This is a genomic window from Persicobacter diffluens (assembly GCF_036244895.1).
GTDB classification, from domain to species: domain Bacteria; phylum Bacteroidota; class Bacteroidia; order Cytophagales; family Cyclobacteriaceae; genus Persicobacter; species Persicobacter diffluens.
This window is the reverse complement of sequence record NZ_BQKE01000001.1, coordinates 3,112,375-3,137,470: the sequence shown is the minus strand read 5'-3', so window position 1 is coordinate 3,137,470 and position 25,096 is coordinate 3,112,375. Positions and strand designations below refer to the sequence as shown.

21 protein-coding genes are annotated in these 25,096 nt (G+C 41.8%); 17 read left to right on the top strand and 4 right to left on the bottom strand.

Annotation, left to right across the window (positions count from 1 at the left end; genetic code table 11):
* Positions 1-10 precede the first annotated feature (10 nt).
* From AAA970_RS12735 to AAA970_RS12690, 10 genes are all read left to right on the top strand, one after another.
* Positions 11-1,249, top strand: coding sequence for a hypothetical protein (locus AAA970_RS12735; RefSeq protein WP_338237415.1), 1,239 nt, complete (start codon positions 11-13; stop codon positions 1,247-1,249).
* Positions 1,221-2,324 carry a glycosyltransferase family 4 protein gene (locus tag AAA970_RS12730; RefSeq protein ID WP_338237414.1) on the top strand — a complete coding sequence of 368 codons (1,104 nt, stop codon included), beginning with the start codon at positions 1,221-1,223 and terminating at the stop codon, positions 2,322-2,324. The genes AAA970_RS12735 and AAA970_RS12730 overlap by 29 nt, the downstream gene beginning before the upstream one ends.
* Positions 2,305-3,432 (top strand): glycosyltransferase family 4 protein, encoded by a 1,128-nt coding sequence (locus AAA970_RS12725; RefSeq protein ID WP_338237413.1) that lies wholly within the window; start codon positions 2,305-2,307, stop codon positions 3,430-3,432. Before AAA970_RS12730 ends, AAA970_RS12725 begins: the two co-directional genes overlap by 20 nt.
* The gene (locus tag AAA970_RS12720; protein ID WP_338237412.1) at positions 3,410-5,080 is read left to right on the top strand and encodes a hypothetical protein; all 1,671 of its coding nucleotides are present in this window, start codon (positions 3,410-3,412) and stop codon (positions 5,078-5,080) included. Before AAA970_RS12725 ends, AAA970_RS12720 begins: the two co-directional genes overlap by 23 nt.
* Positions 5,080-6,435, top strand: coding sequence for a sugar transferase (locus AAA970_RS12715; protein ID WP_338237411.1), 1,356 nt, complete (start codon positions 5,080-5,082; stop codon positions 6,433-6,435). The genes AAA970_RS12720 and AAA970_RS12715 overlap by 1 nt, the downstream gene beginning before the upstream one ends.
* 90 nt (positions 6,436-6,525) lie before the next feature.
* Entirely contained in the window at positions 6,526-7,836 is a 1,311-nt protein-coding gene (locus AAA970_RS12710) for a UDP-glucose dehydrogenase family protein (protein WP_338237410.1), read from the top strand.
* 142 nt (positions 7,837-7,978) lie between these two features.
* Positions 7,979-8,398: an HI0074 family nucleotidyltransferase substrate-binding subunit gene (locus tag AAA970_RS12705; RefSeq protein ID WP_338237409.1), complete on the top strand. Its 420-nt coding sequence runs from the start codon at positions 7,979-7,981 to the stop codon at positions 8,396-8,398.
* Complete coding sequence (locus tag AAA970_RS12700) at positions 8,389-8,688, top strand: nucleotidyltransferase family protein (protein ID WP_338237408.1); 300 nt, start codon at positions 8,389-8,391, stop codon at positions 8,686-8,688. The genes AAA970_RS12705 and AAA970_RS12700 overlap by 10 nt, the downstream gene beginning before the upstream one ends.
* Positions 8,689-8,697: 9 nt before the next feature.
* A complete protein-coding gene (locus AAA970_RS12695) occupies positions 8,698-9,087 on the top strand; it encodes a nucleotidyltransferase substrate binding protein (protein WP_053406815.1) in 390 nt (129 codons plus the stop codon).
* Positions 9,084-9,407, top strand: coding sequence for a nucleotidyltransferase domain-containing protein (locus AAA970_RS12690; RefSeq protein WP_053406816.1), 324 nt, complete (start codon positions 9,084-9,086; stop codon positions 9,405-9,407). Before AAA970_RS12695 ends, AAA970_RS12690 begins: the two co-directional genes overlap by 4 nt.
* 653 nt (positions 9,408-10,060) lie before the next feature.
* On the opposite strand, the gene cysQ is transcribed toward AAA970_RS12690, so the two are convergent.
* Positions 10,061-10,822 carry a 3'(2'),5'-bisphosphate nucleotidase CysQ gene (gene cysQ, locus AAA970_RS12685; RefSeq protein ID WP_338237405.1) on the bottom strand — a complete coding sequence of 254 codons (762 nt, stop codon included), beginning with the start codon at positions 10,820-10,822 and terminating at the stop codon, positions 10,061-10,063.
* Positions 10,823-11,031: 209 nt separating this feature from the next.
* Here cysQ and cysC point away from each other — a divergent pair, with 209 nt between their 5' ends.
* From cysC to AAA970_RS12650, 7 genes are all read left to right on the top strand, one after another.
* Positions 11,032-11,634, top strand: a complete 603-nt coding sequence (gene cysC, locus AAA970_RS12680; RefSeq protein ID WP_338237404.1) for an adenylyl-sulfate kinase — start codon at positions 11,032-11,034, stop codon at positions 11,632-11,634.
* 24 nt (positions 11,635-11,658) lie between these two features.
* On the top strand, positions 11,659-12,564 hold the full coding sequence (gene cysD / locus AAA970_RS12675) for a sulfate adenylyltransferase subunit CysD (RefSeq protein ID WP_053406819.1): 906 nt from the start codon (positions 11,659-11,661) through the stop codon (positions 12,562-12,564).
* Positions 12,565-12,630: 66 nt separating this feature from the next.
* Entirely contained in the window at positions 12,631-13,905 is a 1,275-nt protein-coding gene (cysN, locus tag AAA970_RS12670; protein ID WP_338237403.1) for a sulfate adenylyltransferase subunit CysN, read from the top strand.
* Positions 13,906-13,980: 75 nt separating this feature from the next.
* Positions 13,981-14,199 (top strand): hypothetical protein, encoded by a 219-nt coding sequence (locus AAA970_RS12665; RefSeq protein ID WP_338237402.1) that lies wholly within the window; start codon positions 13,981-13,983, stop codon positions 14,197-14,199.
* 66 nt (positions 14,200-14,265) lie between these two features.
* Complete coding sequence (locus AAA970_RS12660; protein ID WP_338237400.1) at positions 14,266-15,702, top strand: hypothetical protein; 1,437 nt, start codon at positions 14,266-14,268, stop codon at positions 15,700-15,702.
* Between the two features lie 3,825 nt (positions 15,703-19,527).
* Entirely contained in the window at positions 19,528-20,556 is a 1,029-nt protein-coding gene (locus AAA970_RS12655; protein ID WP_053406824.1) for a phenylalanine--tRNA ligase subunit alpha, read from the top strand.
* A gap of 97 nt (positions 20,557-20,653) precedes the next feature.
* Positions 20,654-21,085 (top strand): Rieske (2Fe-2S) protein, encoded by a 432-nt coding sequence (locus tag AAA970_RS12650; protein ID WP_157601189.1) that lies wholly within the window; start codon positions 20,654-20,656, stop codon positions 21,083-21,085.
* 55 nt (positions 21,086-21,140) lie between these two features.
* Here the strand turns inward: AAA970_RS12650 and AAA970_RS12645 are convergent, their stop codons facing one another.
* From AAA970_RS12645 to mutL, 3 genes are all read right to left on the bottom strand, one after another.
* The gene (locus tag AAA970_RS12645; RefSeq protein ID WP_338237399.1) at positions 21,141-21,929 is read right to left on the bottom strand and encodes a rhomboid family intramembrane serine protease; all 789 of its coding nucleotides are present in this window, start codon (positions 21,927-21,929) and stop codon (positions 21,141-21,143) included.
* Positions 21,930-22,114: 185 nt separating this feature from the next.
* On the bottom strand, positions 22,115-22,939 hold the full coding sequence (locus tag AAA970_RS12640; RefSeq protein WP_053406827.1) for a rhomboid family intramembrane serine protease: 825 nt from the start codon (positions 22,937-22,939) through the stop codon (positions 22,115-22,117).
* Between the two features lie 120 nt (positions 22,940-23,059).
* A complete protein-coding gene (mutL, locus tag AAA970_RS12635) occupies positions 23,060-25,057 on the bottom strand; it encodes a DNA mismatch repair endonuclease MutL (protein WP_338237398.1) in 1,998 nt (665 codons plus the stop codon).
* Positions 25,058-25,096: the final 39 nt, after the last annotated feature.

Genomic DNA, 25,096 nt, shown 5'->3' with positions numbered 1-25,096 from the left:
GCATTTGAAAATGCAAAAAGGACAGTTAATACATTTTCTGTATGTGATAACAGTTTTTTTTATGGTTTTTGATGGGGTAAGAAGTCGATTGGTTTTTGGTGCTATTTTATCTCCACTTAGGGATATTGCGTGGGTTGCCTTATTGGGTATTTGTTTAATAAATAATAGGTTTAGGGTATCGTCAAGGGCTTTTAATATAGGGATTTGGTTGTTTTTTGGTTATTTAGCGTTATTCTCCTCTGTGTCAGTGGTTGGAGCAATTTTTAATTCCTTCTTTGGGCTTACTATTTTTTTGAAATATTTTCAGTTCCCTATTTTTCTTTTATTGTTCTTAAATTATGAACATCTAACTAACTTTCCGTATGAGAAATTGATACGTATAACGGTTAGATTAATGGTCTTGTTCGTATATGTAAATATTATTTTTTTTACTGTTGATTTTCATATTTTTGATAGGTTTCGTCCTTGGTATGGTAGAATAAGTCATGGTTACCCAACAATGGATTGTATTACTCTTTGTTATGGGTTGATTCTTTATTTATTCTCTAACGTCAAAAATGATTCAAAGATGAAGTTTATCTTTGTGTTTTTCACTTTTTTGTTGGGAATTGGGATGCAAGTTACTGGCACAGGTTCAGTTGCTTTGTTATTTATTTTATTGGGAGTATTTATTCTTTTTATTTTAGATAAACATTTTTTTCTGGAAAACAAGCGGAAATCAATGGTCTTAGTTTTGTTGTTTTTTCTTTGTTGCTTTTGGGGAGGGATAATGGTTCTAAAACAAACTTCTCCATTGCTTTTTGAGAAAATACAGAATGTAGCGATTTCTAAAATACAGATATTAACTGGTGAAGGAGCGTCTACGGTAAACAATACAGTAGATATTCGGAAAGAACAGTATGAATTGGCTAAGCGTCGTTTTGTTAAGAATGAAATAGAAGCAACTTTTGGAGTTGGAACAGGACGATTTTTATTAAGCACTACTCGTTCCGATAGAATATTTATTGAGAATCAATTTGATGCGAATCTTATAGCTTTTGGTTTTGTAGGGGAAGCCTTCTTCCTTTTTATGATATTCTGTATGTTTTTAGAAGCTTTTCAGTTGCGATTATGGCGTTATAGGATGTATATGCTACTGATCACATTGGTGTTTGCTTTTAATTCGTATACACTCATTTCCTTGTACCTTTTTTCTAATGCTTGTGGAATAGCTTTTGTTTATGGGTTTTATCGAAAAAATTATATTTGACGCTAGGATGGTAAGAGCCTCGGGTATTGGGGTTTACGTTTCTAATGTACTTCCTTTTTTTAAAAATTATAACACTAAGATGAAGCTTATTGGGCGTCATGAAAAATTGAATCATTTTAATTTAGATGTGGTACAATATGAGAGGGAGGCTGTTTACGATTTAGTTCAACATATTTTGCTTCCAAGGTTATTGAACAAAGCAGATATGATTTTTTTTCCTCATTTTAATGTCCCGTTCTTTCTACCACTAAATCGAAATATTTTTGTTACAATACACGATGTCTTTCATTTAGATAATCCGGACCTTTTTTCAAAGGTTAAATACTGGTATGCAAAGCTATTGTATTGGAATGCAGTAAAAAAAGCGACGCACATATTTACCGTTTCTGAATTTTCGAAAGAAAGGCTTATTTATCATTTTCCTCAGGCAAAGGGAAAAATCACCACTGTTTATAATGGTGTAAATGTTAGTGCCTTTCAATCGGCTACTCCTTTAGAATCTAGTGATTTTGAAAGGTTGAGTATTCCGGATAAATATTTACTGTTTGTCGGGAATGTTAAACCGCATAAAAATTTGAAGGGTTTATTGGAGGCTTACGCTTTACTTCCTGAGGCTATAAAAGCCACTTATCCATTGGTGATTGTAGGAAAAAAGGATGGCTTTTTGACTGGTGATGATATCTTACCGGTTATTGAAAAGCTGGGGCTGATGTCCAATATTCATTTTACAGGTTATGTTGCCGATGAAGATCTGTACCGCATTTACAAATCTGCTCATCTTTTTGTCTTTCCTTCTTTGTATGAGGGATTTGGTCTGCCTCCGATGGAGGCCTTGGCGTCAGGTGTGCCTGCTGTGGTATCTGATATACCGGTACTGCGAGAAGTTTATGGTGATCATGTCCTTTATGCTGATGCAGCAAATCCAACGGTTTTTGCTGAAGCAATACTGAAAGGAATATCGGAAGAAGCTTTACGTACAGCATGTCTGAATGGAAAGGAGCAGCTGTTTGATAAATATAATTGGGAGATAACGGCCCAAAAAATGATAGCAATTATTGAGCGAGAAAGTAAGTAATTTGAAAGTAGCAATAATCCACGATTGGCTGGTTACGCTTGGCGGGGCCGAAAAAGTTTTACAAGCCATATTAAAAATATATCCTCATGCGGATATATTCACCCTGGTCGCTAAAGATGATCTATTAGAGCAGATTGGTGTTAATAAAGAGCGCGTCACGACGTCCTTTATTCAGCGGTTTCCAAAAGCCACAAGCAAATGGCGTTCTTACTTGCCCTTTTTTCCATTAGCGATAGAACAGTTTGATTTATCTGCATATGATTTAGTACTTTCTTCTTCTTTTTGTGTGGCAAAAGGAGTGCTAACCAATAGTGAACAATTACATATTACTTATTGTCATTCGCCTGTTCGTTATGCGTGGGACTTGCATTATCAGTATTTAAGGGAGTCTGGTTTAGATAAGGGACTGAAAGGATGGCTAGCTAAATATCTACTTCACCGTTTGAGAAATTGGGATGCCTTAACCGCTCCTCGTGTTGATCATTTTATCAGTAACTCAAATTATATTGGTCGTCGAATTAAAAGGGTTTATGGGCGAGAGGCAACGACTATTTATCCGAATGTTGCGGTAGAGGACTTTGAGTTGCAGGAGTCAAAAGGAGACTTTTATTTTACCTGCTCCCGTATGGTTCCTTATAAAAAAATTGATTTGATCGTAGAAGCATTTTCTCAAATGCCGGATAAGCGATTAGTCGTTATTGGGGATGGACCTGATTTTGATAAAATAAAAGCGAAAGCTGGGGAGAATGTAGATTTGCTAGGTTTTCAGTCGTTCGAGGTACTGAAAGATCATATGAAGCGAGCGAAAGCCTTTGTTTTTGCGGCGGATGAAGATTTTGGGATAGTCCCCGTGGAAGCTCAAGCGAGTGGAACACCTGTTTTAGCCTATGGCAAAGGAGGTTCCTTGGAGACGGTGAAAGAGGGGGAGACTGGCTTATTTTTTGCTGAACAGCATGCGACAAGTATACGAGAGTGTGTGCTTACGTTCGAGAAGAACCAAAGTCAATTCGTGGCAAAGGATATTCGTTTGCATGCGGAAAAATTCAGTGAGGATAGGTTCATTCAAGAGCTTAAAAAATTTATAGATGAAAAATTGGCCAACCGTTAAGGTTCTTTTTTTATTTTTTCTATTGGGTATTGGGCAACAATCTTTAGCACAAGAAGCAAAAGATTCTCTTGTTTCAGAAGTCTCAACGGTTGCGGCATTGGGAACCAAGGGCTATCTCCCTCATTGGTTGTCTGCGAACCAATATGGTAAGCTAAATGCCTGGGAGAATGATGGCTATCTTCGTTTTAAAAATACTTACAATTACAGCCTCAATTCTGACTTTAATATTGAACTTGGACTTGATATGCTAGCCAAACAGCGACTGGAGGAAAGCTATTTTCATCAGTACTATTTAAAAGCGAAGTATAAAGGATGGGAGTTTAGACTTGGTAGAATGGAACAGGCCTTGGCCGAGTATGGAGAAGGATTAACTACCGGATCTTATATTTTGAGCTCTAATGCTCGTCCATTTGAAAAAGTAGGATTTGGCTTGTTTGATTATTGGGATGTTCCATTTACTAAGGGCTATTTGCAGATTAAGGGAGCAATGCAACAGGGGTGGATGAAGCAAGAGTGGTCTTACGGCAACTGGCGGGCCTCCTCAGTGCATGAGAAATTCGCCTATCTGCAAATAGGAAATCTACCTGTTCGGCCCTATGCCGGCTTGAACCATGTGGTCATGTACAATGGGGTAGATAAAAATGGAATTAAAAAGAAAAACGATTTTTGGAGTGTTTTTTGGTCCAAGCCGGATGCTGGTAGTGGTGTGGCCTCTGAATCCACTAATTCAGCTGGGAGTACGAATGGGATTTTTGACTTTGGTTTTTCGTTTGATTATAAAGATTTTGAGATCACCGTTTATGATCAAAAACCTATTGTTGATAAGTCCTCTTTTTCTAATAAATTTGCGAGAAATAAGGATCATTTTGCAGGAATTTGGGTGCGGTCTGATCAAAAAAGATTAGTCTCGGCTTTTAAATATGAGTTTATTAAAACCACCTATCAAAATGGGATGGGGACGCCAGATCCAGTGGTGATTGATCAAGAAGGAAATAGACTTAATAGCACAACAGGAAACTCAGGACATCTCATTTGGAATAATGATGGTGATGCCGCCTTGATTAAAAAAGCCTATCCTTTGGAAACACAAGGCATGAGCAATGAAGAAGTTTGGCTTTGGACACGTGATACCTTTAACAATGGACATAGATATGGGGGGAGAGGGGATTATTATAATCATGCTGGACACAATCCAGCTTATGCCGGCCGCTTATTGGGCAATCCATTAATGACCTCGAGTACACGTATGGATACATACTCTGGAGAGGAGATTTCATTGAATGAAATTGCAAGAATAGGCTCAGCAAATAATAGGATTATTGCACATCATGTTGGTTTGAATGGGTGGCTAAGTGACTTTGTTCAGTATCGAATGCTGGTGACTTATTCTGAGAATTTGGGGAATTGGAACCTGTATGGTGGGCGATTTACTCCCAACTTTACCCCTGATCCCGATTATTACTTTTATGGTGGCCTAACCCAATGGTATACATATTTTGAGACAGTGTTTAAAATACCAAATTTGAAACAGTGGGAATTTACTACGGGAATTGCTTATGATTTTGGCGAGATAACCAATAACTTTGGGGTCAATATTGGGGTGAGGTGGAGTTATGGCACCTCATTGATTAAGGATAAGAAGAAATAATGCGATACGGCAGATTTTTACGTGAGGTAAAGTTATTGGTGGACCTGATTGGTTTAAATTTAGGTTTGCTGTTGGTTTTTCAGTGGAAATTCGCCTCTTGGGAGGCATATTACGCTACGGAAAACCTGCAATTTGTGTTGGGCTTGAATTTGGCTTGGCTTTTGGCTGCCTTTGGAAATAATATTTATGATCCTATTCGCCTGGTCCCTTTTGAGAAAATTGTAAATTCCTTGTTAAATACAGGGATTTTATACCTGATTTTTGTCTTTGCCTTGGCAGGTGTAGTAGACACAAATTTAGATAGGCTGTTGATTTTCTACAGTTATTTTGGTACGTATTTGACCGTTGTATTTTTTCATGTGTTGTTTGTGGAAGTATTACATCGCTATCGATCACGGGGAAATAATATTAAGCGGGTATTAATTATTGGACGTGATCATGTATCAGAGGAGCTCCAGGAAATTTTTGGCAGAAAAAAACACTATGGTTATAAGATAGTAGAACGTTTATCTTTTTCTGGTTTGGAAGATTATGATACTATTCAAAATCATTTGATGGGGTTAATTACAGAGCACCATGTAGATGATATCTTTTGTTCTTTTGCGGAGCTGAATCAAGCTCAAACCTATGCTATATCTTCTTTTGCCGAAAAGAACTTAATTAATCTACATTTAGTGCCGGATTTTAAGAGGTTAACTTATAAATCCGTGAAGTTGGGGAATATTGATTATCATCCGGTATTATCGATTGCTCATGAACCGATTGAGGAGTCGTTTATTAGAATAGCAAAAAGAATCTTTGATATTTGTTTTTCCGCAGGTGTTTTAATATTGGCATCGCCCATTTATTTGGTGGTAGGCGTTTTAACGGTTACTACCTCTAAGGGGCCCATGTTTTTTCTACAGGAAAGGGTAGGCCAAAAGGGTAAGTTATTTAAAATCATTAAATTCAGAAGTATGCGTGTAGATGCTGAAAAGTTTGGTGCACAGCTATCATCTGATAATGACCCTAGAATTACCAAATGGGGGAAATTTATGAGGAAATCTCGTTTGGATGAGATCCCTCAGTTCTATAATGTATTACGTGGAGATATGTCTATTGTGGGGCCCAGACCTGAGCGGGAATTTTTTATCAATCAAATCATAGAAGAAGCACCTCATTATAAACGTCTTCATAAAATGAAGCCTGGTATTACCTCTCTTGGACAAGTTTATTTCGGGTATGCAGAAAATGTGGAGGAGATGAGACAGCGCTTACGATATGATTTACTGTATTTGGAGAATTTTTCTTTCTTTTTGGATTTTAAGGTCATTTTCCTTACGGTTATGGTGATGATTCAAGGTAAGGGAAAGTAAATTGGATGTTTGATTTATTTCATGAACATAATTTCTTTGATTTAAATAATTTTGCTTAAAGAAGTTTATTTTAATTTAATATAAACCACCATGAAAATAGCCGTAGTCGGTACAGGTTATGTAGGTTTGGTATCCGGAACTTGTTTTGCAGAGACAGGGGTGGATGTTACCTGCGTAGATATAGATGAAAACAAAGTGGAAAAGATGCAGAATGGGGTAGTGCCCATTTATGAGCCGGGGCTCGAGTTGCTTTTCCATAGAAATATTGAGCAAGGTCGTCTGCATTTTACCACTTCCTTGGAAGAGGGGATAAAGGATGCAGAAGTGATCTTTTTGGCATTGCCAACACCTCCGGGTGCGGATGGTGCTGCGGATTTGAAGTATGTATTGCAGGTAGCCGATCAATTGGGACATATTTTGGATCACTATGCGGTGATCGTGGATAAATCCACGGTGCCGGTAGGAACCGGAGAGAAGGTGCAGGCCGCTATTGCTGCAAATGCAAAAGTGGATTTCGATGTAGTTTCCAATCCGGAATTTCTACGCGAAGGTGTTGCGGTAGACGATTTTATGAAGCCGGATCGCGTGGTGATCGGTTCTACTTCAGAAAAAGCAGCTAAGATCATGGATCGTTTGTACCATCCATTGGTGCGTTCGGGTAATCCAATTATCCATATGGACTTGCGCTCGGCAGAATTAACTAAGTACGCAGCGAACTCTTTCTTGGCCACCAAGATTACTTTTATGAATGAAATCGCGAACATGTGTGAGCTTTTGGGCGCAGATGTGGATTTGGTGCGTAAGGGTATTGGTACAGACAGCCGTATTGGTAAGCGTTTCTTGTTCGCTGGTATTGGTTACGGTGGCTCTTGTTTCCCTAAGGATGTTTCCGCTTTGGCAATGTCTGCAGGTGAAGTGGATTACGATTTCCGTATTCTAAAGGCGGTGATGGATGTGAACCACGGTCAGAAGACGAAGTTGATCTCTAAAGTTTCGCAGTACTTTGATGGAGATTTGAAAGGAAAGAAAATCGCCCTTTGGGGATTGGCATTCAAACCCGAAACGGATGATATCCGTGAGGCTCCAGCCTTGTACAATATCGAAGCTTTATTGGAAGCAGGTGCAAAGGTGGTGGCCTATGATCCCGAAGCAATGGAGAATGTTCAGGGGGTATTGGGAGACAAAATCACCTTTGCTAAAGATGCTTATACTGCATTGGAAGGCGCGGATGCTCTGATGATCATGACGGAATGGCAATTGTTCCGTACTCCTAACTTTGAGAAGATTAGAACAAGCCTTAATAATCCGGCGATTTTTGATGGTAGAAACTTGTATGATGTAAATGATATGCGTCAGCAAGGATTTTATTATGTGTCGATTGGCCGGGAGGTAGCGAAATAATAATTTCCTATCACCTATAAAAAACCTCCTGAGTAGTCCTCAGGAGGTTTTTTTATGTGCGCAGTTTTCTGTTTTTTAAAATTCTATGATTAGTTTAACTTGGTAAATAAAATTAGGTTAATATTCTTTCCCAAGCTGTAATATGGAGTTGAACTTTGATAGATTCCGCCTGTCTTTGGCTCGCCTGGATGCGCAGTGGGTGAATTTCCAGAAAATAGATAATACTTTGTCTGTAATTACCCAAGAGGCGATTCGCGAATCGGTGATTCAACGTTTTGAGGTTTGTTATGACTGTCTCTGCAAGGTATTGAAAAAATATATGATTAATGAATTGGGCGAACCCGAAGTACCCAATAGTCCCAAACCAATTTTGCGCTTGGCGAACGAAAATGGCTTGTTGGAGGGGGATATGGAGCGGTGGATGAAGTATGCCAATGCCAGGACTTACACTTCCCATGATTATAGTGGGGCAAAAGCAGAAGATACTTTAAAGCTGATTGAATTCTATATTGACGATGCAAAGCAATTATTCGAGAAGATGTCAGGAGAAAAATGGAAGTAAGGGATTTGGATCTATCGGCGAAAGATTTGGGAATACTTCAATCTATCTTGAATCAATATTTTCCTGATGCACAGGCTTGGGCCTATGGCAGCAGGGTGACCGGGAAAGCGAGACCTGGCTCTGATTTGGATGTCGTGGTTTTGGTACCTCGTGCTTCCCCTGCTTTTTATGAAATGCGGGAAGCTTTGGTGGAGAGTGATATAAGTGTTCGGGTAGATTTATTTGTCTGGGGAGAAATTCCAGGACAATTTCAGGAACAGATCAAGGAAGCTTTTTTTATTTTACAATAGTTCGATGTTATGGAAGAATTAAGATGGAAACAAAGATTTGAAAATTATCAAAAGGCTTTGTCGTATCTGGAATTGGCTTTAGATAAAGAAGATGTCGATGAGGTGACCAGAGCCGGGATAATACAATTTTTTGAAATGACTTTAGAGTTGGCATGGAAAACGATGAAAGACTTGCTGAATGAGGAAGGCTTTGAAGTCAAAAGTCCGCGGGAAACCATCAAGCAGTCCTTACAATATGGCATGATTGAGGAGGGGCACTTATGGCTGGATGCTTTGCAAAAGCGAAACTTAATGGCACATACCTATGATCAGGCTTCGGCGGTTGAGGCGGAAGATTTGATCAGAAATGAGTATTACCCATTGATGTTGGCATTACAATCTTATTTAGAAAATAAATGAAATCTTCAGGTTTAAGAGATACGGATTTAGCCTGTATTTTCAAGGCAGCAACAGGATTTCCGGAAATTGAGCGTATTTTGCTATTTGGATCCAGAGCGCTGGGAACCCATCGAAAATGGTCCGATGTGGATTTGGCAATATTCGGGTCTGCGGTAGATCTTGATGTGGTGGCGAATTTTAAATTTCAGTTGGAGGAAGAATTGCCCTTGCCTTATTTTTTTGATGTGGTGAACTATCAAAAGCTTAATAACCCTGCGCTGAAAGAACACATTGACCAATATGGCAAGGAAATATACAATAAGCGGGAGGCTGGATTTTGAATAAGGAATAGGGTTTTTCAAAAAATAATGAGAGCCAATTATCTGGAAGCGCTATATAGGTTATTGTTTGGTTTTTGTTCCACCAGGAGTTTGTAAGTTGGTTAAGTGCGTGGCTTTATAAAGTGAAATTATCCACAACAACATTCCGGCCTTGATCAATTGGCGAAAAGCTATGGGTTCTGCTGGCGAGGGGAAGGCATCACAGCGTTATTTCCTCAGCATTTCCTTCAAAAAGCATCAATCTCCAAATAACGCCTTGATGGATTCCGGCAGCAGGTTCGATAGCTCGCCAGAATTGATCACAGCCTTGATTTTTTTGTTTCGTTTTTTATCAAGAAAAAATGAAAACGAATGGCTTTAGTATTCAATGAAATACATAAACCTGTTAGGTCAGTTTATTATACTATAGTCTTGTAGGGATGGCGAAAGAGCGTCCGGCTTAGGGATAGAGGCAGAGGTGCAGCCGTTTGTTTGAGCTCTTTTTTGCAGCCTAAAAGCGTAGCGGCTCGCAAAAAAAGCGAGTGCCGAAAGCCCGACCGACGTCAGGAGGGAAGCCCCAAAAGAAAGCCATGAACCTTTTCTGTTGCAATTTCAACAAAAAGATTCATGACTTACATTTTTTGTACGTAATTTAGTGCAGAAAAGAAGGGGTGTTAGAATCCAAGTACAAGGAATCCCGGGTTCAACAAGTTCTCCTTATTATAAGTAAATTCCGTTTCTTCCGTATTGCCGATATACATTCTGGCACCAGCGGCTAAAACAACAGCCTGTCCGGCAGCGGTATCCCATTCCATGGTCGGGCCATGGCGGTAATATAAATCTGCCTTTCCTTCGGCCACCATACAGAATTTTAAAGAGCTCCCCACTGACATTTCGTCTGTAACGCCATATTTGTTCAACACTTCTTCTTCCTCATGGGAGGCATGAGAAGCAGAACGTACCGCAATACGGTTTTCTGCTTTTTGGTTTACTTTTAAGGCTTCAGCAGGAGCATCTCCTACTTGTTTGAAAGCGCCTTTTCCGGCTTGCCCGTAATACATGGTATCGGTTACCGGGGTATATACCACGCCCATAACCGGCTTTCCATTTTCAATTAGGGCAATATTGACGGTGAATTGGCCGTTGCGTTTGATGAATTCCTTGGTACCATCCAATGGATCGACCAAAAAGAAGGTCTCCCATTTGGAGCGTACTTCATAAGGGATATCTTTTCCTTCTTCGGAGATGATGTGCGTTTCGGGAAAATTTTTTCTCAAAGCAGCGACGATCACTTCGTTGGCGGCCTGATCAGCTAAAGTCAATGGAGAGTCGTCTGCTTTATAATCCACCACATTGGACTGATTCGGGTCGTGATAGATTTTTAGGATAGCCGCTCCGGCAGCCTTGGCGATAGGTAAGAGTTGTAGTATGTCCATATTTAACATTTTTCTGCTCAAATATTGTTATTTAGGGCAAATTGCATATAATAATTGGGAATTATTTAAAAACGTTGTCAATTTGTCCACGTTATAAAATTTGGCTAAAGAAAGTAAATTGTCATGTAATAATCGCATGAAGTTTTAGGGCTTTCTTTAACGAATAAATATTGTAGTTTTGCATATTCATTTGCACTTCATCTAATTTTATGAGCGACAATCATATATATCCTATTTTTGATACCATTCTTCAGCCGGCTGATAAGGAAAAACTTTTGGGTCAAAAGGCCAAGGTTTTCTGGATGGTGGGGCTGTCGGGATCCGGCAAGAGCACTTTGGCCAGAGCTTTGGAGAATGCATTGCATGAAAAAGGATATAAGACCATGTTATTGGACGGTGACAATTTGCGTACCGGTATTAACAATAATTTAGGGTTTTCAGAGGAAGACCGTACGGAAAATATCCGCAGGGCGGCGGAAGTCTCCAAACTTTTTGCCAGCAGTGGTTTGGTGACCATCTGTTCATTGATTAGCCCGACGGCCGAAATTCGTCAAATGGCGAAAAATATTATTGGGGAGGATTGGTACGAGGAGGTATTTATTGAATGTCCGTTGGAGGTATGTGAGCAGCGTGATGTAAAAGGACTTTATGCCAAGGCACGAGCAGGCGAAATTAAGGATTTTACCGGCATCAGCTCTCCTTTTGAAGCACCGGAAAATGCCGATATTGTGGTGAATACTGCCGAGCATGAGTTAAATGAAAGTCTAGATTTGTTGGTGAATTTTGTTGAGGCTAAAATCAAGACTTCCTAATCCAAAAAGAAATAATCATTTGATATGAATTCATATAATTTAACACACCTGAAAGCCCTAGAGGCCGAAGCTATTTACTGCCTTCGAGAGGTAGCGGCGCAATTTGAAAATCCAGCCTTATTGTTCTCCGGCGGTAAGGATTCAATCGTAATGGCCTATTTGGCAAAGAAGGCCTTTTATCCAGGGCGCGTTCCTTTTCCATTGGTGCACGTGGATACAGGGCATAACTTCCCGGAGACGATTGAGTTCCGTGATAAATTCGTGAAAGATATTAATGCTACTTTGATCGTAGGTTCTGTTCAGCAGTCGATCGATGAAGGAAAAGTAGTAGAAGAAAAAGGGTTTAACGCTTCTCGTAATGCTTTGCAGACGGTGACTTTGTTGGATACTATTGAGTCCAATAAGTTTGATGCCGCATTGGGTGGAGGTCGTCGTGATGAGGAAAAGGCGCGTGCAAAAGAGCGTTTCTTCTCTCACCGTGATGATTTCGGTCAGTGGGATCCTAAAAACCAGCGTCCGGAATTGTGGAGCCTGTACAATGGCCGCAAGCACATGGGAGAGCACTTCCGCGTGTTCCCAATTTCCAACTGGACGGAAATGGATATCTGGCAGTATATTTTGATGGAGAACATTGAGATCCCATCGATTTATTTCTCTCATGAGCGTGAGGTATTTGAGCGCGATGGGGTGATTTATGCCGATTCCGACTTTATGAATAAAAGGGATACCGAGAAGGTAGAGAAGCGCGTGGTACGTTTCCGTACCATTGGTGATATGAGCTGTACCGGAGCGGTAGAGTCCAGTGCTTCCACTTTGGAGGATATCATCAATGAGGTAGCGGCAGCACGTACAACAGAGCGCGGTACTCGTGCGGATGACAAACGTTCAGAAGCAGCGATGGAGGATCGTAAGAAACAAGGTTATTTCTAAGCCTTATCCTCTGATCAATTTTTAAACCTTTTATCCCCGGGCAAACAGCCCCTTATTTTACGAAAAATGGAAAAGCATAATAATTCTGCTTATTTAAATATGGAATTGCTGCGGTTTACCACTGCAGGTTCTGTGGATGATGGTAAATCTACTTTGATCGGTCGTTTGCTATACGATTCAAAGTCCATCTTCCAGGATCAAATGGATGCGGTAGAGGAGTCTTCTCGCCGTCGTGGTGATGAGAATGTGAACCTGGCATTGTTGACGGATGGTCTTCGTGCGGAGCGTGAGCAAGGAATCACCATTGATGTAGCCTACCGTTATTTCGCTACGCCAAAGCGTAAGTTTATCATTGCGGATACGCCGGGTCATATTCAGTATACCCGTAATATGGTGACTGGCGCTTCTACAGCGAACCTGGCGATCATTTTGATTGATGCCCGTAAAGGGGTTATCGAGCAAACTTGCCGTCATACATTTATCGCTTCTTTGTTGGGGATTCCTCACATTGTGTTCTGTGTGAACAAAATGGACTTGGTGGATTACTCCGAAGAGCGCTTTCAGGAAATTAAGGCGGAAGCCGAAGCTTTTGCAGCTAAATTGAAGGTGAAGGATTTCCACTTCTTGCCAATTTCAGCATTGGAAGGTGATAATGTGGTGAATCGTTCGGAGAAAACGCCTTGGTATGAAGGTCCAACCTTATTGTATTTATTGGAAAACATCCACATCGCTTCTGATGAGAACTTGATCGATTGTCGTTTCCCGGTTCAGTATGTGATCCGTCCTCAGTCCAATGAATTCCATGACTTCCGCGGTTATGCTGGTGAAGTTGCTGGTGGTGTATTCAAAGTAGGCGATGAGGTGGCGGTATTGCCATCGGGCTTTACTTCTAAAGTGAAGACCTTAGAGTTGAATGGTGAGCAGTTCGAGGAAGCTTTCGCAGGAATGGCGGTGACCATGACTTTGGAAGATGAAATCGACATTAGCCGTGGTGATATGATCGTTCGTGTGAACAACCAGCCGGAGTCTACTCAAGATGTGGAGGCGATGATCTGCTGGATGAATGAGAAGGGAATGACCCCTGGTGGAAAATATGCCATTCGTCACACTTCCAGCGATGCACGTTGCATGGTGAAAGAGGTGCAGTACAAAATGGACATTAACACGCTTCACCGAATTGAAGACGACAAGCAAATTGTGATGAACGATATCGCCAAGGTGAAATTGCGCGTGACGAAGCCATTGTTTGTGGATAAATATGAGACTAACCGTCACACCGGTTCTTTCATCCTGATTGATGAAGCGACCAACGTGACTGTAGCGGCAGGAATGGTACTTTAATTCCTCCTTGAATAATATTTCAAAAGCCCGGGATCTTAGGATTTCGGGCTTTTTCATTTTTTAGATCATTAGGTTATGCATGTGTCCTTAGAAAATTTTTTTAATGATATTTCTCCAGAGCTTTTGGAGACAGCCGACGATATGTTGCAAAATGGTCAGTTGGTCAGCCTGACAAAGACGGAGGAGGATTGGTATTGTGGGGAGGTTGCAGAGGGTAGTCAGGAGTATCAGGTAGGTTTCAAAATAAGCCCCGAAGGGTTTATCAGTAATTTACGATGTGACTGTCCGGACTAACAGCATGTTTGTAAGCATATCGCGCTGCTGGCGAATGTACTCCAAGAAAACTCCCTGGATTATAGGTTGAGTTCCCGGGAAAAGGGCTGGGAAGCGCTGATAAAAAATTCCGACCGGAAGAAGCTGGAGGCGCTGGTATTGGATTTTGGAAGACGCCAAGCCGATTTTCGGAACTTTGCGAAGCTTAAATTACAAGGGGCGGGGGAGGAAATCAATTCTGATCAAATTCCCTATTATCGCCAACAGATAAGGGGAATTTATGATCGGCATAAGAATAAAGGCTATATCGATTATCAGGCGAGCTTTCGGGTGAGTGAGGAACTTAACCAATATGAAAAGTTGGCTTATGATTTTTTGGGATCAGGACATTGGAATGAGGTTTTTTGTATTTCAGCGGCTATCGTTATGGAAGGAATCACCGCGATGGGGGGAATCGATGATTCTTCGGGTAATTGTGGTATGGGGATAGAAATGGCGCTGGAGGATATTGGCAAAGTACTGGAAAAAACCAAATCGAAAAATTTAAGGAAAAAAGTAGGCCTTTGGCTTTATGACCAGCTTCAGGATTCTGCCTATGGAAATTATGGTTGCTTTGATGATCAAATGTATGCGCTGTATCAAAAAGTAGTTGCAGAGTTTGGGGAGGATGAGATTGAAAAGCAATATCTAGATTACAAAATTGGGCAGCTGAAGGAAAATCCCCAATCTCATAATTCAAAAGTGCTCTATCAACTTTTGCACAAGCAATACGATGTATTTCAAAATGAGGGTAGAACGGCAGAAGCAGATCAGCTGATTGTAGATCATTTGCAGTTTGAAGAATTTCGTCAAATTCGGTTAGGGAAGTTGATGGAGGTTGGTTTTTTTGAGGAGGCAGAGGTATTGTTAAAAGAAGGCATTGCTTTATCACAGGAAAAGGAGGATGACGAATGGGTGAGAAAATGGCAATTGGCCTTGCTGGATCTGTTTTCACAGACAGGGGACAAGAATAAATCCATCCAATTGTTAAAGTTCATGTATTTGGCGGATCCGGTATCATTGGTTTATTATCGAAAGTTGAAGAAGCTGGCTGGGGAAGAAAGCTGGCCTTTGCTTCGCAATGAATTGATGTTTTCCATCATGAATGACAAAAGGTGGGAGGTGGAATGCAAAGGTGAACATTCCTTTCATTACCCTTTGGCCAATGTTTTTGCTGAAGAGCAAATGTTTCGGGAACTGTTTGAATTAGTGAAATCTTCAATGGATATGGCAATCGTGATGAAATATACCCCGCCATTGAAAACTCCATTTGGAGAGGGGTTGAAGATCATTTACCGAAAAGCGATAAAACAAATGGCCAGGCAAATGGGGCGGCCAGCCTATGAAACCTTAGCGGCTTATCTGGATAATCTTGCTTCCATAAAAGGGGGAATAGAGGAAGCGAGAGCGCTAAGGGAGGCTTTGGTGAAACAATATAAAACCAGACGGGCAATGATGGAGGAGTTTGAAAAGCTGCCTTGGTAGGCATGGATAGGTTTTATTAAGTCAAATTGATTTGGAGTGGTATTTTTTTTATAGGCTTGCTTAGGGGCAGTCCGCAAAAAGAATGGTGGGTATTTTTTGCCACGTATGCCACGAATGACTCCATTCTAATATCAGTGGGATTGCTTCCTATTAGACACTTGACATACCACTACAGCATTTTCCACAACAACTTACCGGCCTTGATCAATTGGCGGAAAGGCATGGTTGCTGCTTCCGAAGGAGAAGACCTCATAGCGTTATTTCCACTGCATAATATTCTATTCTTGATATGGTACAAATAACGCCTTGAGGGGTTCCGGAAGTAGTATCCATGACTCGCCAGAATTGATAACAGCCTTGATTTTTTTGTTTCGTTTTTTATCAAGAAAAAATGAAAAAAGGAGTGCTGCATTCATGAATATTAGCAGCCTGTTTTTGGCCTCATATTTCACCCAAGGAGCTTTAGGATTGATTTTCAAAAGATAAGGGAGGAGGGAACAAAGTATAGCGGATTCATGAGCGGACGCTCATTCGATTTTGGGGCTTAGCGAGGACGCAAAGACCAGTGGTAGAAATCGGTGGAGGAAAGGTGTCGCTCTGATGGGAGGTGGTTGTGAGATTTTTTGCCACGAATGCCACGAATGACTTCATTCTAATATCAGTGGGATTGCTTCCTATTAGACACTTGACATACCACTACAGCACCTTCCACTACAACCTACCGGCCTTGATCAATTGACGGAAAGGCATGGGTGCTGCTTCCGAAGGAGAAGGCCTCATAGCGTTATTTCCACTACATAATATTCTATTCTTGATATGGTACAAATAACGCCTTGAGGGGTTCCGGAAGCAGTATCCATGACTCGCCAGAATTGATCACCGCCTTGATTTTTTTGTTTCGTTTTTTATCAAGAAAAAATGAAAAATGGAGTGATGCATTCATGAATATTAGCAGCCTGTTTTTGGCTTCACATTTCACCCAATGAGCTTTAGAATTGATTTTCAAAAGAAAAGGGAGTAGGGAATAAAATATAGCGGATTCATGAGCGGACGCTCATTCGATTTTGGGTCTTAGCGAGGACGCAAAGACCAGTGGTGGCAAAGTGTCGCTCTGATTGGAAGTGGTTGTTAGATTTTTTGCCACGGATGCCACTAATTTTCACGAATGATTCTATTCTAATATCAGAGGGATTGCTTTCCATTAGGTGCCTGTTACCCCAATACAGCACCTTCCATTACAACCTTTTGGCCTTGATCAATTGGCGGAAAGGCATGGGTGCTGGCTCCGAAGGAGAAGGCCTCATAGCGTTATTTCCACTACATAATATTCTATTCTTGATATGGTACAAATAACGCCTTGAGGGGTTCCGGAAGCAGTATCCATGACTCGCCAGAATTGATCACCGCCTTGATTTTTTTGTTTCGTTTTTTATCAAGAAAAAATGAAAAATGGAGTGATGCATTCATGAATATTAGCAGCCTGTTTTTGGCTTCATATTTCACCCAATGAGCTTTAGAATTGATTTTCAAAAGAAAAGGGAGTAGGGAATAAAATATAGCGGATTCATGAGCGGACGCTCATTCGATTTTGGGTCTTAGCGAGGACGCAAAGACCAGTGGTAGAAATCGGTGGAGGAAAGGTGTCGCTCTGATGGGAGGTGGTTGTGAGATTTTTTGCCACGAATGCCACGAATGACTCCATTCTAATATCAGTGGGATTGCTTCCTATTAGACACTTGACATACCACTACAGCACCTTCCACTACAACCTAACGGCCTTGATCAATTGGCGGAAAGGCATGGGTGCTGCTTCCGAAGGAGAAGACCTCATAGCGTTATTTCCACTACATAATATTCTATTCTTGATATGGTACCAATAACGCCTTGAGGGGTTCCGGAAGCAGTATCCATGGCTCGCCAGAATTGATCACAGCCTTGATTTTTTTGTTTCGTTTTTTATCAAGAAAAAATGAAAAAAGAGGGTGTTATATGAATGAATATTAGCAGCATGTTTTTGCCCTCATATTTCTACCAGTGAGTGTTAGGAATGATTTTTAGAAGATAAGGGAGGAGGGAACAAAATATAGCGGAATTATGAGCGGACGCTCATTCGATTTTGGGTCTTAGCGGGACGCAAAGACCAATGGTGGCAAAGTGTCGCTCTGATTGGAAGAGGTTGTTAGATTTTTGCCGCGAATGCCACTAATTTTCACGAATGATTCTATTCTAATATCAGAAGGATTGCTTTCCATTAGGTGCTTGTTACCCCAATACAGTACCTTCCATTACAACCTTTTGGCCTTGATCAATTGGCGGAAAGGCATGGGTGCTGCTTTCGAAGGAGAAGACCTCACGGCCTTATTTCCACTACATAATATTCTATTCCTGATAAGGTACAAATAACGCCTTGAGGGGTTCCGGAAGCAGCATCCATGACTCGCCAGAATTGATCACAGCCTTGATTTTTTTGTTTCGTTTTTTATCAAGAAAAAATGAAAAAAGGAGTGCTGCATTCATGAATATTAGCAGCCTGTTTTTGGCTTCACATTTCACACAATGAGCTTTAGGATTGATTTTCAAAAGATAAGGGAGGAGGGAACAAAGTATAGCGGATTCATGAGCGGACGCTCATTCGATTTTGGGGCTTAGCGAGGACGCAAAGACCAGTGGTAGAAATCGGTGGAGGAAAGGTGTCGCTCTGATGGGAGGTGGTTGTGAGATTTTTTGCCACGAATGCCACGAATGACTCCATTCTAATATCAGTGGGATTGCTTCCTATTAGACACTTGACATACCACTACAGCACCTTCCACTACAACCTAACGGCCTTGATCAATTGGCGAAAAGGCATGGGTGCTGCTTCCGAAGGAGAAGACCTCATAGCGTTATTTCCACTACATAATATTCTATTCTTGATATGGTACAAATAACGCCTTGAGGGGTTCCGGAAGCAGTATCCATGGCTCGCCAGAATTGATCACAGCCTTGATTTTTTTGTTTCGTTTTTTATCAATAAAAAATGAAAAAAGAGGGTGTTATATGAATGAATATTAGCAGCATGTTTTTGCCTTCATATTTCTACCAGTTAGTGTTAGGAATGATTTTTAGAAGATAAGGGAGGAGAGAACAAAATATAGCGGAATTATGAGCGGACGCTCATTCGATTTTGGGTCTTAGCGGGACGCAAAGACCAGTGGCGGATCATTCAAAGCCTGCATCATTTGTGCTAACCCGAATTATTCACCGCTAAATTAACTGACTAAGCATAAGTGGCTTGTTTTTAATTTATTATAATTTATTTTATTTGGTTTATAATAGCCCAAATTTGGGCAAGCTTGCTTTCTCCTCATTCATCTGTTTCGTTGGAAAAAACTCGAAATAGGAAACTATTCCTTCATTTTTTCCGCCTTACAGCTAAACGAGGATTTAAGCCTGAATAATCCGGGCTAAATCATGAGCAGGTAGGGGAGGTGGCTAGGAGCGGGAAGTGCCCCAGCCATGCAGCGGGCAGTGCCCCTGCATCGGCCGAGGGATGCCGGCATTGTTGAAGCTCCTTTTTGCCAATGAAATCAATCAATAAAAAAGAGCGACTGCCAGGCAGCCCGGTGCGGAGGGCACCGAAGCACGGCCCCTCAAAAAAATACAAGATCATGATTGGTGGATATCTGAAATGAGGACTTGCTGAGTTGGAAAGTGAAATATTTTGGTGCCCCAAGGTTTAAGCTTGTGAGCCTTTTAATTTTTATTTCCAAGGGGTTTGATTAATTTTGTGACCTTAAATTGGAATATGTACCGGCCATTTGGGCCGTCAATGATAGATGATCTATGAAAGAGAAAGTTGAAGAACTCAAAAAGGAGATCGAAGGCTATATTGTAGGTACTGCTGAGGAATTGGAGCAGTATAGAATGAAATTCATCAGCCGTAAGTCGGTGGTGGGTGACCTTTTTAATGATTTGAAGTCTGCGGATGCAGAAATCAAGCGTGAAATGGGCCGTACCCTGAATGAATTGAAAAACCTTGCACAGGACAAGTTTAAGGAGTTTGTCAGTGATTTGGACAATAAGGCGACGGATCAGAAATTGGAGAGTGTGCCGGATTTGACTTTGCCTTCAGCGGCAGATCAGCTGGGTGCTCAACACCCGATTTTGGCGACCAAGGCCCGCATTATTGAGATTTTCGAGCGAATTGGTTTTAACCTTTCCGAAGGGCCGGAAATCGAGGATGATTGGCATAACTTCTCGGCATTGAACTTCCCGGAGAATCACCCGGCGCGTGAGATGCAGGATACTTTCTTTATTGAGCGTGATCCGGATATTGCTTTGCGTACGCATACTTCTTCGGTGCAGGTACGCGTGATGGAAAATGAGAAGCCTCCGATTCGTACTTTATCTCCGGGCCGTGTGTACCGTAATGAGGCGATTTCAGCTCGTGCGCACTGTGTGTTCCATCAGGTGGAGGGCTTATACATTGATGAGAACGTTTCTTTCAAGGATTTGAAGCAGACGCTTTATCACTTCGTGAAGGAGCTTTTCGGTAAGGATACAAAGATCCGTTTCCGTCCGTCATTCTTCCCATTTACAGAGCCTTCTGTGGAGGTGGACATCTCTTGTAATATTTGTAAGGGTAAAGGATGTAACATCTGTAAGTACACCGGTTGGGTAGAAATTGGAGGTGCTGGTATGGTAGATCCGAATGTATTGAAAGCTTCGAATATTGATCCGGAGAAATATTCCGGTTTTGCTTTCGGTATGGGTATTGAGCGTATTACGATGCTGCTTTACCAAATCAATGATTTGAGGCTGTTTACGGAAAACGATGTTCGCTTCCTGAAGCAGTTTAAAAATATAAAATAAGCTTTTGGCTTATATCTGGAAGGCATCAAGAGTATTTTTGATGCCTTTTTTCTTCCCTCATTAACCTGCTTTTTTAATTACCCAACAAAAAGAAGCAATGCGACAATTTTTAACTCTTTGCACTTTGGTGCTGCTTATGGCTTGTTCGGATTCCTATGAAGGGCCGAGATTACCTTATAAACATGTGGATGTCACTGTGACGGGTTTGCAAACAGATCCTACGCTTAACCAGCCCAATGGCTATAAATACGTGTCCGGTGGTTTAAAAGGTATCGTGGTGATTAACTTTGGCGGTGGGACTTACCGAGCCTTTGATCGTCACTGTTCTTTGGTTTTAGAAGATGATGGCTGTGTACAGGTCAGCGTTGATGGGGATACGAATTATACTCAACTAGTGGATCCTTGTACAGAATGTGGATCCCGATTTGGGAGGGATGGTAGTTATATTTCCGGTCCGGCATTATATCCCTTACTGGAATATCGGGTGACCGTCGAAAGCCCGAATGTTTTGCGCATTCAGAATCTGTAACAGACAGGATGCCTCAAAAAAAATCCCCTTCGAGAAAATGTCGAAGGGGATTTTTTTATTTCTTGCTGGCATTGAAGAGTTTTTCTTTTTCTTCCTTGGTGAGGCTTTCATAGCCACTTTCGGAGATTTTATCGAGTATGGAATCAATTACGGCCTGATCCACTTCAATATTGCCACTGGCCTTGGCATTGTATCGATAATTGGTTTTGTATTCCGCTTTGTGCGTGACCTTTATTTTGGAAGGACGCTTAAACAAATTGCTGAACTTTCTGCCAATACCGGAAAACCAGTTTCCGAAATCGATATTATGCCGGTTGATATTACTCATGTAAAAAAAGCCAATAGCAGCTCCCGCTAAATGGGCAATATTACCACCCGCATTACCACCAGTGGAATTGGCCAGAGAAAATACTACATATACCGCAGCAATGTATTTGATGGCCACAGAACCAAAGAATAGCAGGTTAACTCGGTAATTGGGTACCAGTGCTGCTGCCCCTACTACAATGGCATAAACACCGGCAGAGGCACCTAGCATTCTGCTACCAGCAACATCTCCCGCAAAATAGGGAAGCGTGTTGTACAGTAATAGATAGAAAAGCCCACCGGCCACTCCTCCCAGGATATAAAGGGTAATCACTTTTCCAGGTCCCTTAAACTCCATAATGATATTCCCAAACCAATACAGGAATAACATATTGAAAAGCAGGTGGAAAGGAGCTTCGTGAAGGAAGAAGTAAGTGAAGAGTGTCCAGGGTTTATACAAAAACTGGTGGATGTCCGCAGGGATCATCAGATAGGACATCATCTCCAGATAAATCTCTTCAAATCCCGCAAAAGTCATAATGACTTGGGTTAATAGCACTGCGAAAAATACAGTGACATTAATCAAAATTAATTGGATTAGACCGTTGTTCGGCCGGTTCCAGGTGCTTTTAAAATCGTTGAATATACCGTTCATTCTTGTGCTCAGTCTTACTAAAGAATTAACGAAAAATTAAGGGGTCGGTTTGTACTACCGGCCAAGCTTTAATAAAAATTGCCATGTTGCTTTTTCCACTGGCGAAGGATGAGGTAGCCTACCAACATGCCGGCAATGTGGGCAAAATGCGCTACATTGTCCCCGGGGCGTTGAGATACCCCCGAGAGAAACTCGTAGGCGCCATAGAACATCACCAGGTATTTAGCCTTTATCGGGATTGGCGGAAAGAGTAACATCAGTTGCATATCCGGGAATAATAGGCCGAAGGCCAGAATAATTCCAAATATAGCACCGGAAGCACCAACGAGTAAAAACTGATCTCGGGCATTGCTATAAGCTTCAGAGATTTGATAAACCAATTGTTTACTCTGCGCTTCAAACTGGCTGCCGCCACCCTGTTCTGCATACTCATATTTGAAGTCGCGCAGGGCCCCGATTCTCAGGTATTGGTCCGCATGGCGTTCCAATACATTGATCACATCCGTAAAATCAGCGGTAGTGGGGTGTTCAATTTTTTGGTAATGTTGCAGGCTGTTTTTAACATATAGGGTTTCTAATCCGCCGGAGCCCGCATACAGCACTCCCGCTCCAATGCCGCAGGCCATATAGTAAACCAAAAACCTTTTAGACCCCCACACTTGCTCTAATAGCGGCCCAAAGATAAACAAGCCAAACATATTTGAGAAAAGGTGCCAGAAACCTCCATGTAAAAACATATAGGTAACAATCTGGAAAGGAAGGAAATAGGTGCTGTTGATGTATCTTAAGGCGCCATAATTGGTGACGCCGGGAAGGATATATTCTGCCAAAAAGTACACCGCTGCATTAATGATCAGCAGGTTTTTCACCATGGGAGTGATTCTTCCGAACATATAGGGTTATTTAAAGAATGAAAAATGACCTGTACTAAAGCGAACAAGCACAGGTCAAATGTAAATAATAATATTTATAAAATAATGTCGATACCAGACGCTTAAGCATTCTTGTACGAATTATTGAAACAAATCGCCTATTTTATCGCCGTCCAGTACGGAAAAAGTTTTCTGCCCATTGGGAGCGTAATTCGGGTTGGCGCAGGCAAAAAGCTGCTCAAGCAGATTACGCATTTCCTCCTCCGTTAGGCGGGTACCACTTTTGATGGAAGATCTTTTGGCAATGGCCCGGGCAATATTGTCCTGACGGTTCAGGGAAAGATCCTGCTGATTTTGTTTGTACTGTTCCAATAGCCCTTCGAAAAGTGCCTGCTCTCCAGAGCCCTGGGTATTGCAGTCAGCAGGAATGCCATTCAGGCTGATGACATTGCCCTCTTTCAGGTCAAAGTCAAATCCCAGATGGCGGATTTCTTCTTCCAGGTCCAGCACCAGATTGTAGTCCGCCACATTGAGCGGAATGCTTTGTGGAAACAAAAATTGCTGGGAGGAACCGGTTTTGGTCACCAGGGTGGCCGCATATTTTTCGTACAATACCCGCTCATGGGCCGCCTGCTGATCAATCAGCATCAGACCGGTATTGGACGATACTCCGATATAGCGATTTAATACCTGAAAAGGATGTTGGATCTCTTCGGTGTCCAGAAATTCCGAACTCAGGCGGTCACGCTTCCGCATTTGGTTGGCAGCACTTTCAAAGGTGATGCTTTGCGGGCTGGTAGTACTAGAAGCCGGGTGAGAATAAGAGGCAGGTCGTTCCGCGCTTTTTTGAACCACCTCCGGCATGGGGGCATAATCATCCCGCTTGCCTTCTGCTTCGAAAGATTTTTCCCAGCTGCTGCTATTGGCCTGTGAGCGGAAGATATTATTTTCCTTAACCGCAGGCTTAGGCTCACTTTGCTGTCCCAGCGATTGTATAAAGGAGGCAGCCTCCTGGTCGCGAGCTTCGATAGGAGTGTCATCCTTGCCTTTGGTAGAAATCATTTCCTGATCCAACTCTTCCGGGCTGGCATCTATATTCAGCAAAGGCGTAAAGTTGACATTGCTGTCAAAGTCCAGGGCCGGTGCCAGATGATGCGAGCCAATGGCCTGACGGACGGTAGCCTGTAAAATGGCATAGACCGTTTTTTCATCATCAAACTTTATCTCTGTTTTGGTGGGGTGAACGTTGATGTCAATCTGCCCCGGATCCATCTCCAGAAAAATGACATAAAAAGGAAAGCTGTCCTTATTCAGCAGCCCTTCGTAGGCATTGGTGATGGCATGGTTGAGGTAGCTGCTTTTTATAAAGCGGTTGTTGACAAAGATGAATTGTTCTCCCCGGGTTTTCTTAGCGCCTTCCGGCTTGCCCACATAGCCGGTGATTTTCAGATTGGGAACCTCCTCCTCCAGGGGCACCAACTGACGGCGGTGGTTTTTACCAAAAATATTGACGATCCGCTGGGAGAGCTTGCTTTTGGGCAATTTGAATACCTCTCGATCATTCAGGTTCAGGGAAAAGCCAATTTCCGGATGCGCCAGGGCTAATCGTTGGAAATCATCAATAATGTGCTTTTGCTCTACCTGATTACTTTTCAGGAACTTTCTTCTGGCCGGCACATTGTAAAATAAATTCTTTACGGCAAAAGAAGTTCCCTGAGGGGCTGCCACAGGATTTTGCTCTTTAAATTCCGATCCTTCATTGAGAATCATCGTGCCTACCTCATCAATCTCCTGTTTGGTTTTCAGCTCTACCTGCGCTACCGCGGCTATGGAGGCTATGGCCTCACCACGAAACCCCATGGTTTGTATAGAAAACAAGTCCTCAGAAGTACTGATCTTGGAAGTGGCATGTCGCTCAAAACTCATGCGGGCATCGGAGGGACTCATGCCTTTGCCATTATCGATTACCTGAATAAGCGATTTTCCGGCATTTTTGATGATCACCTGAATTTCATTAGCACCGGCGTCAATGGCATTTTCCATCAACTCCTTCACCACGGAGGCCGGACGCTGTACTACTTCCCCGGCAGCGATCTGATTGGCCAGTGCATCGGGAAGTAATTTAATAATATCTGACATGCAAATTTAAACCTTTGAGGTAGGGAATAGAATGGGAAA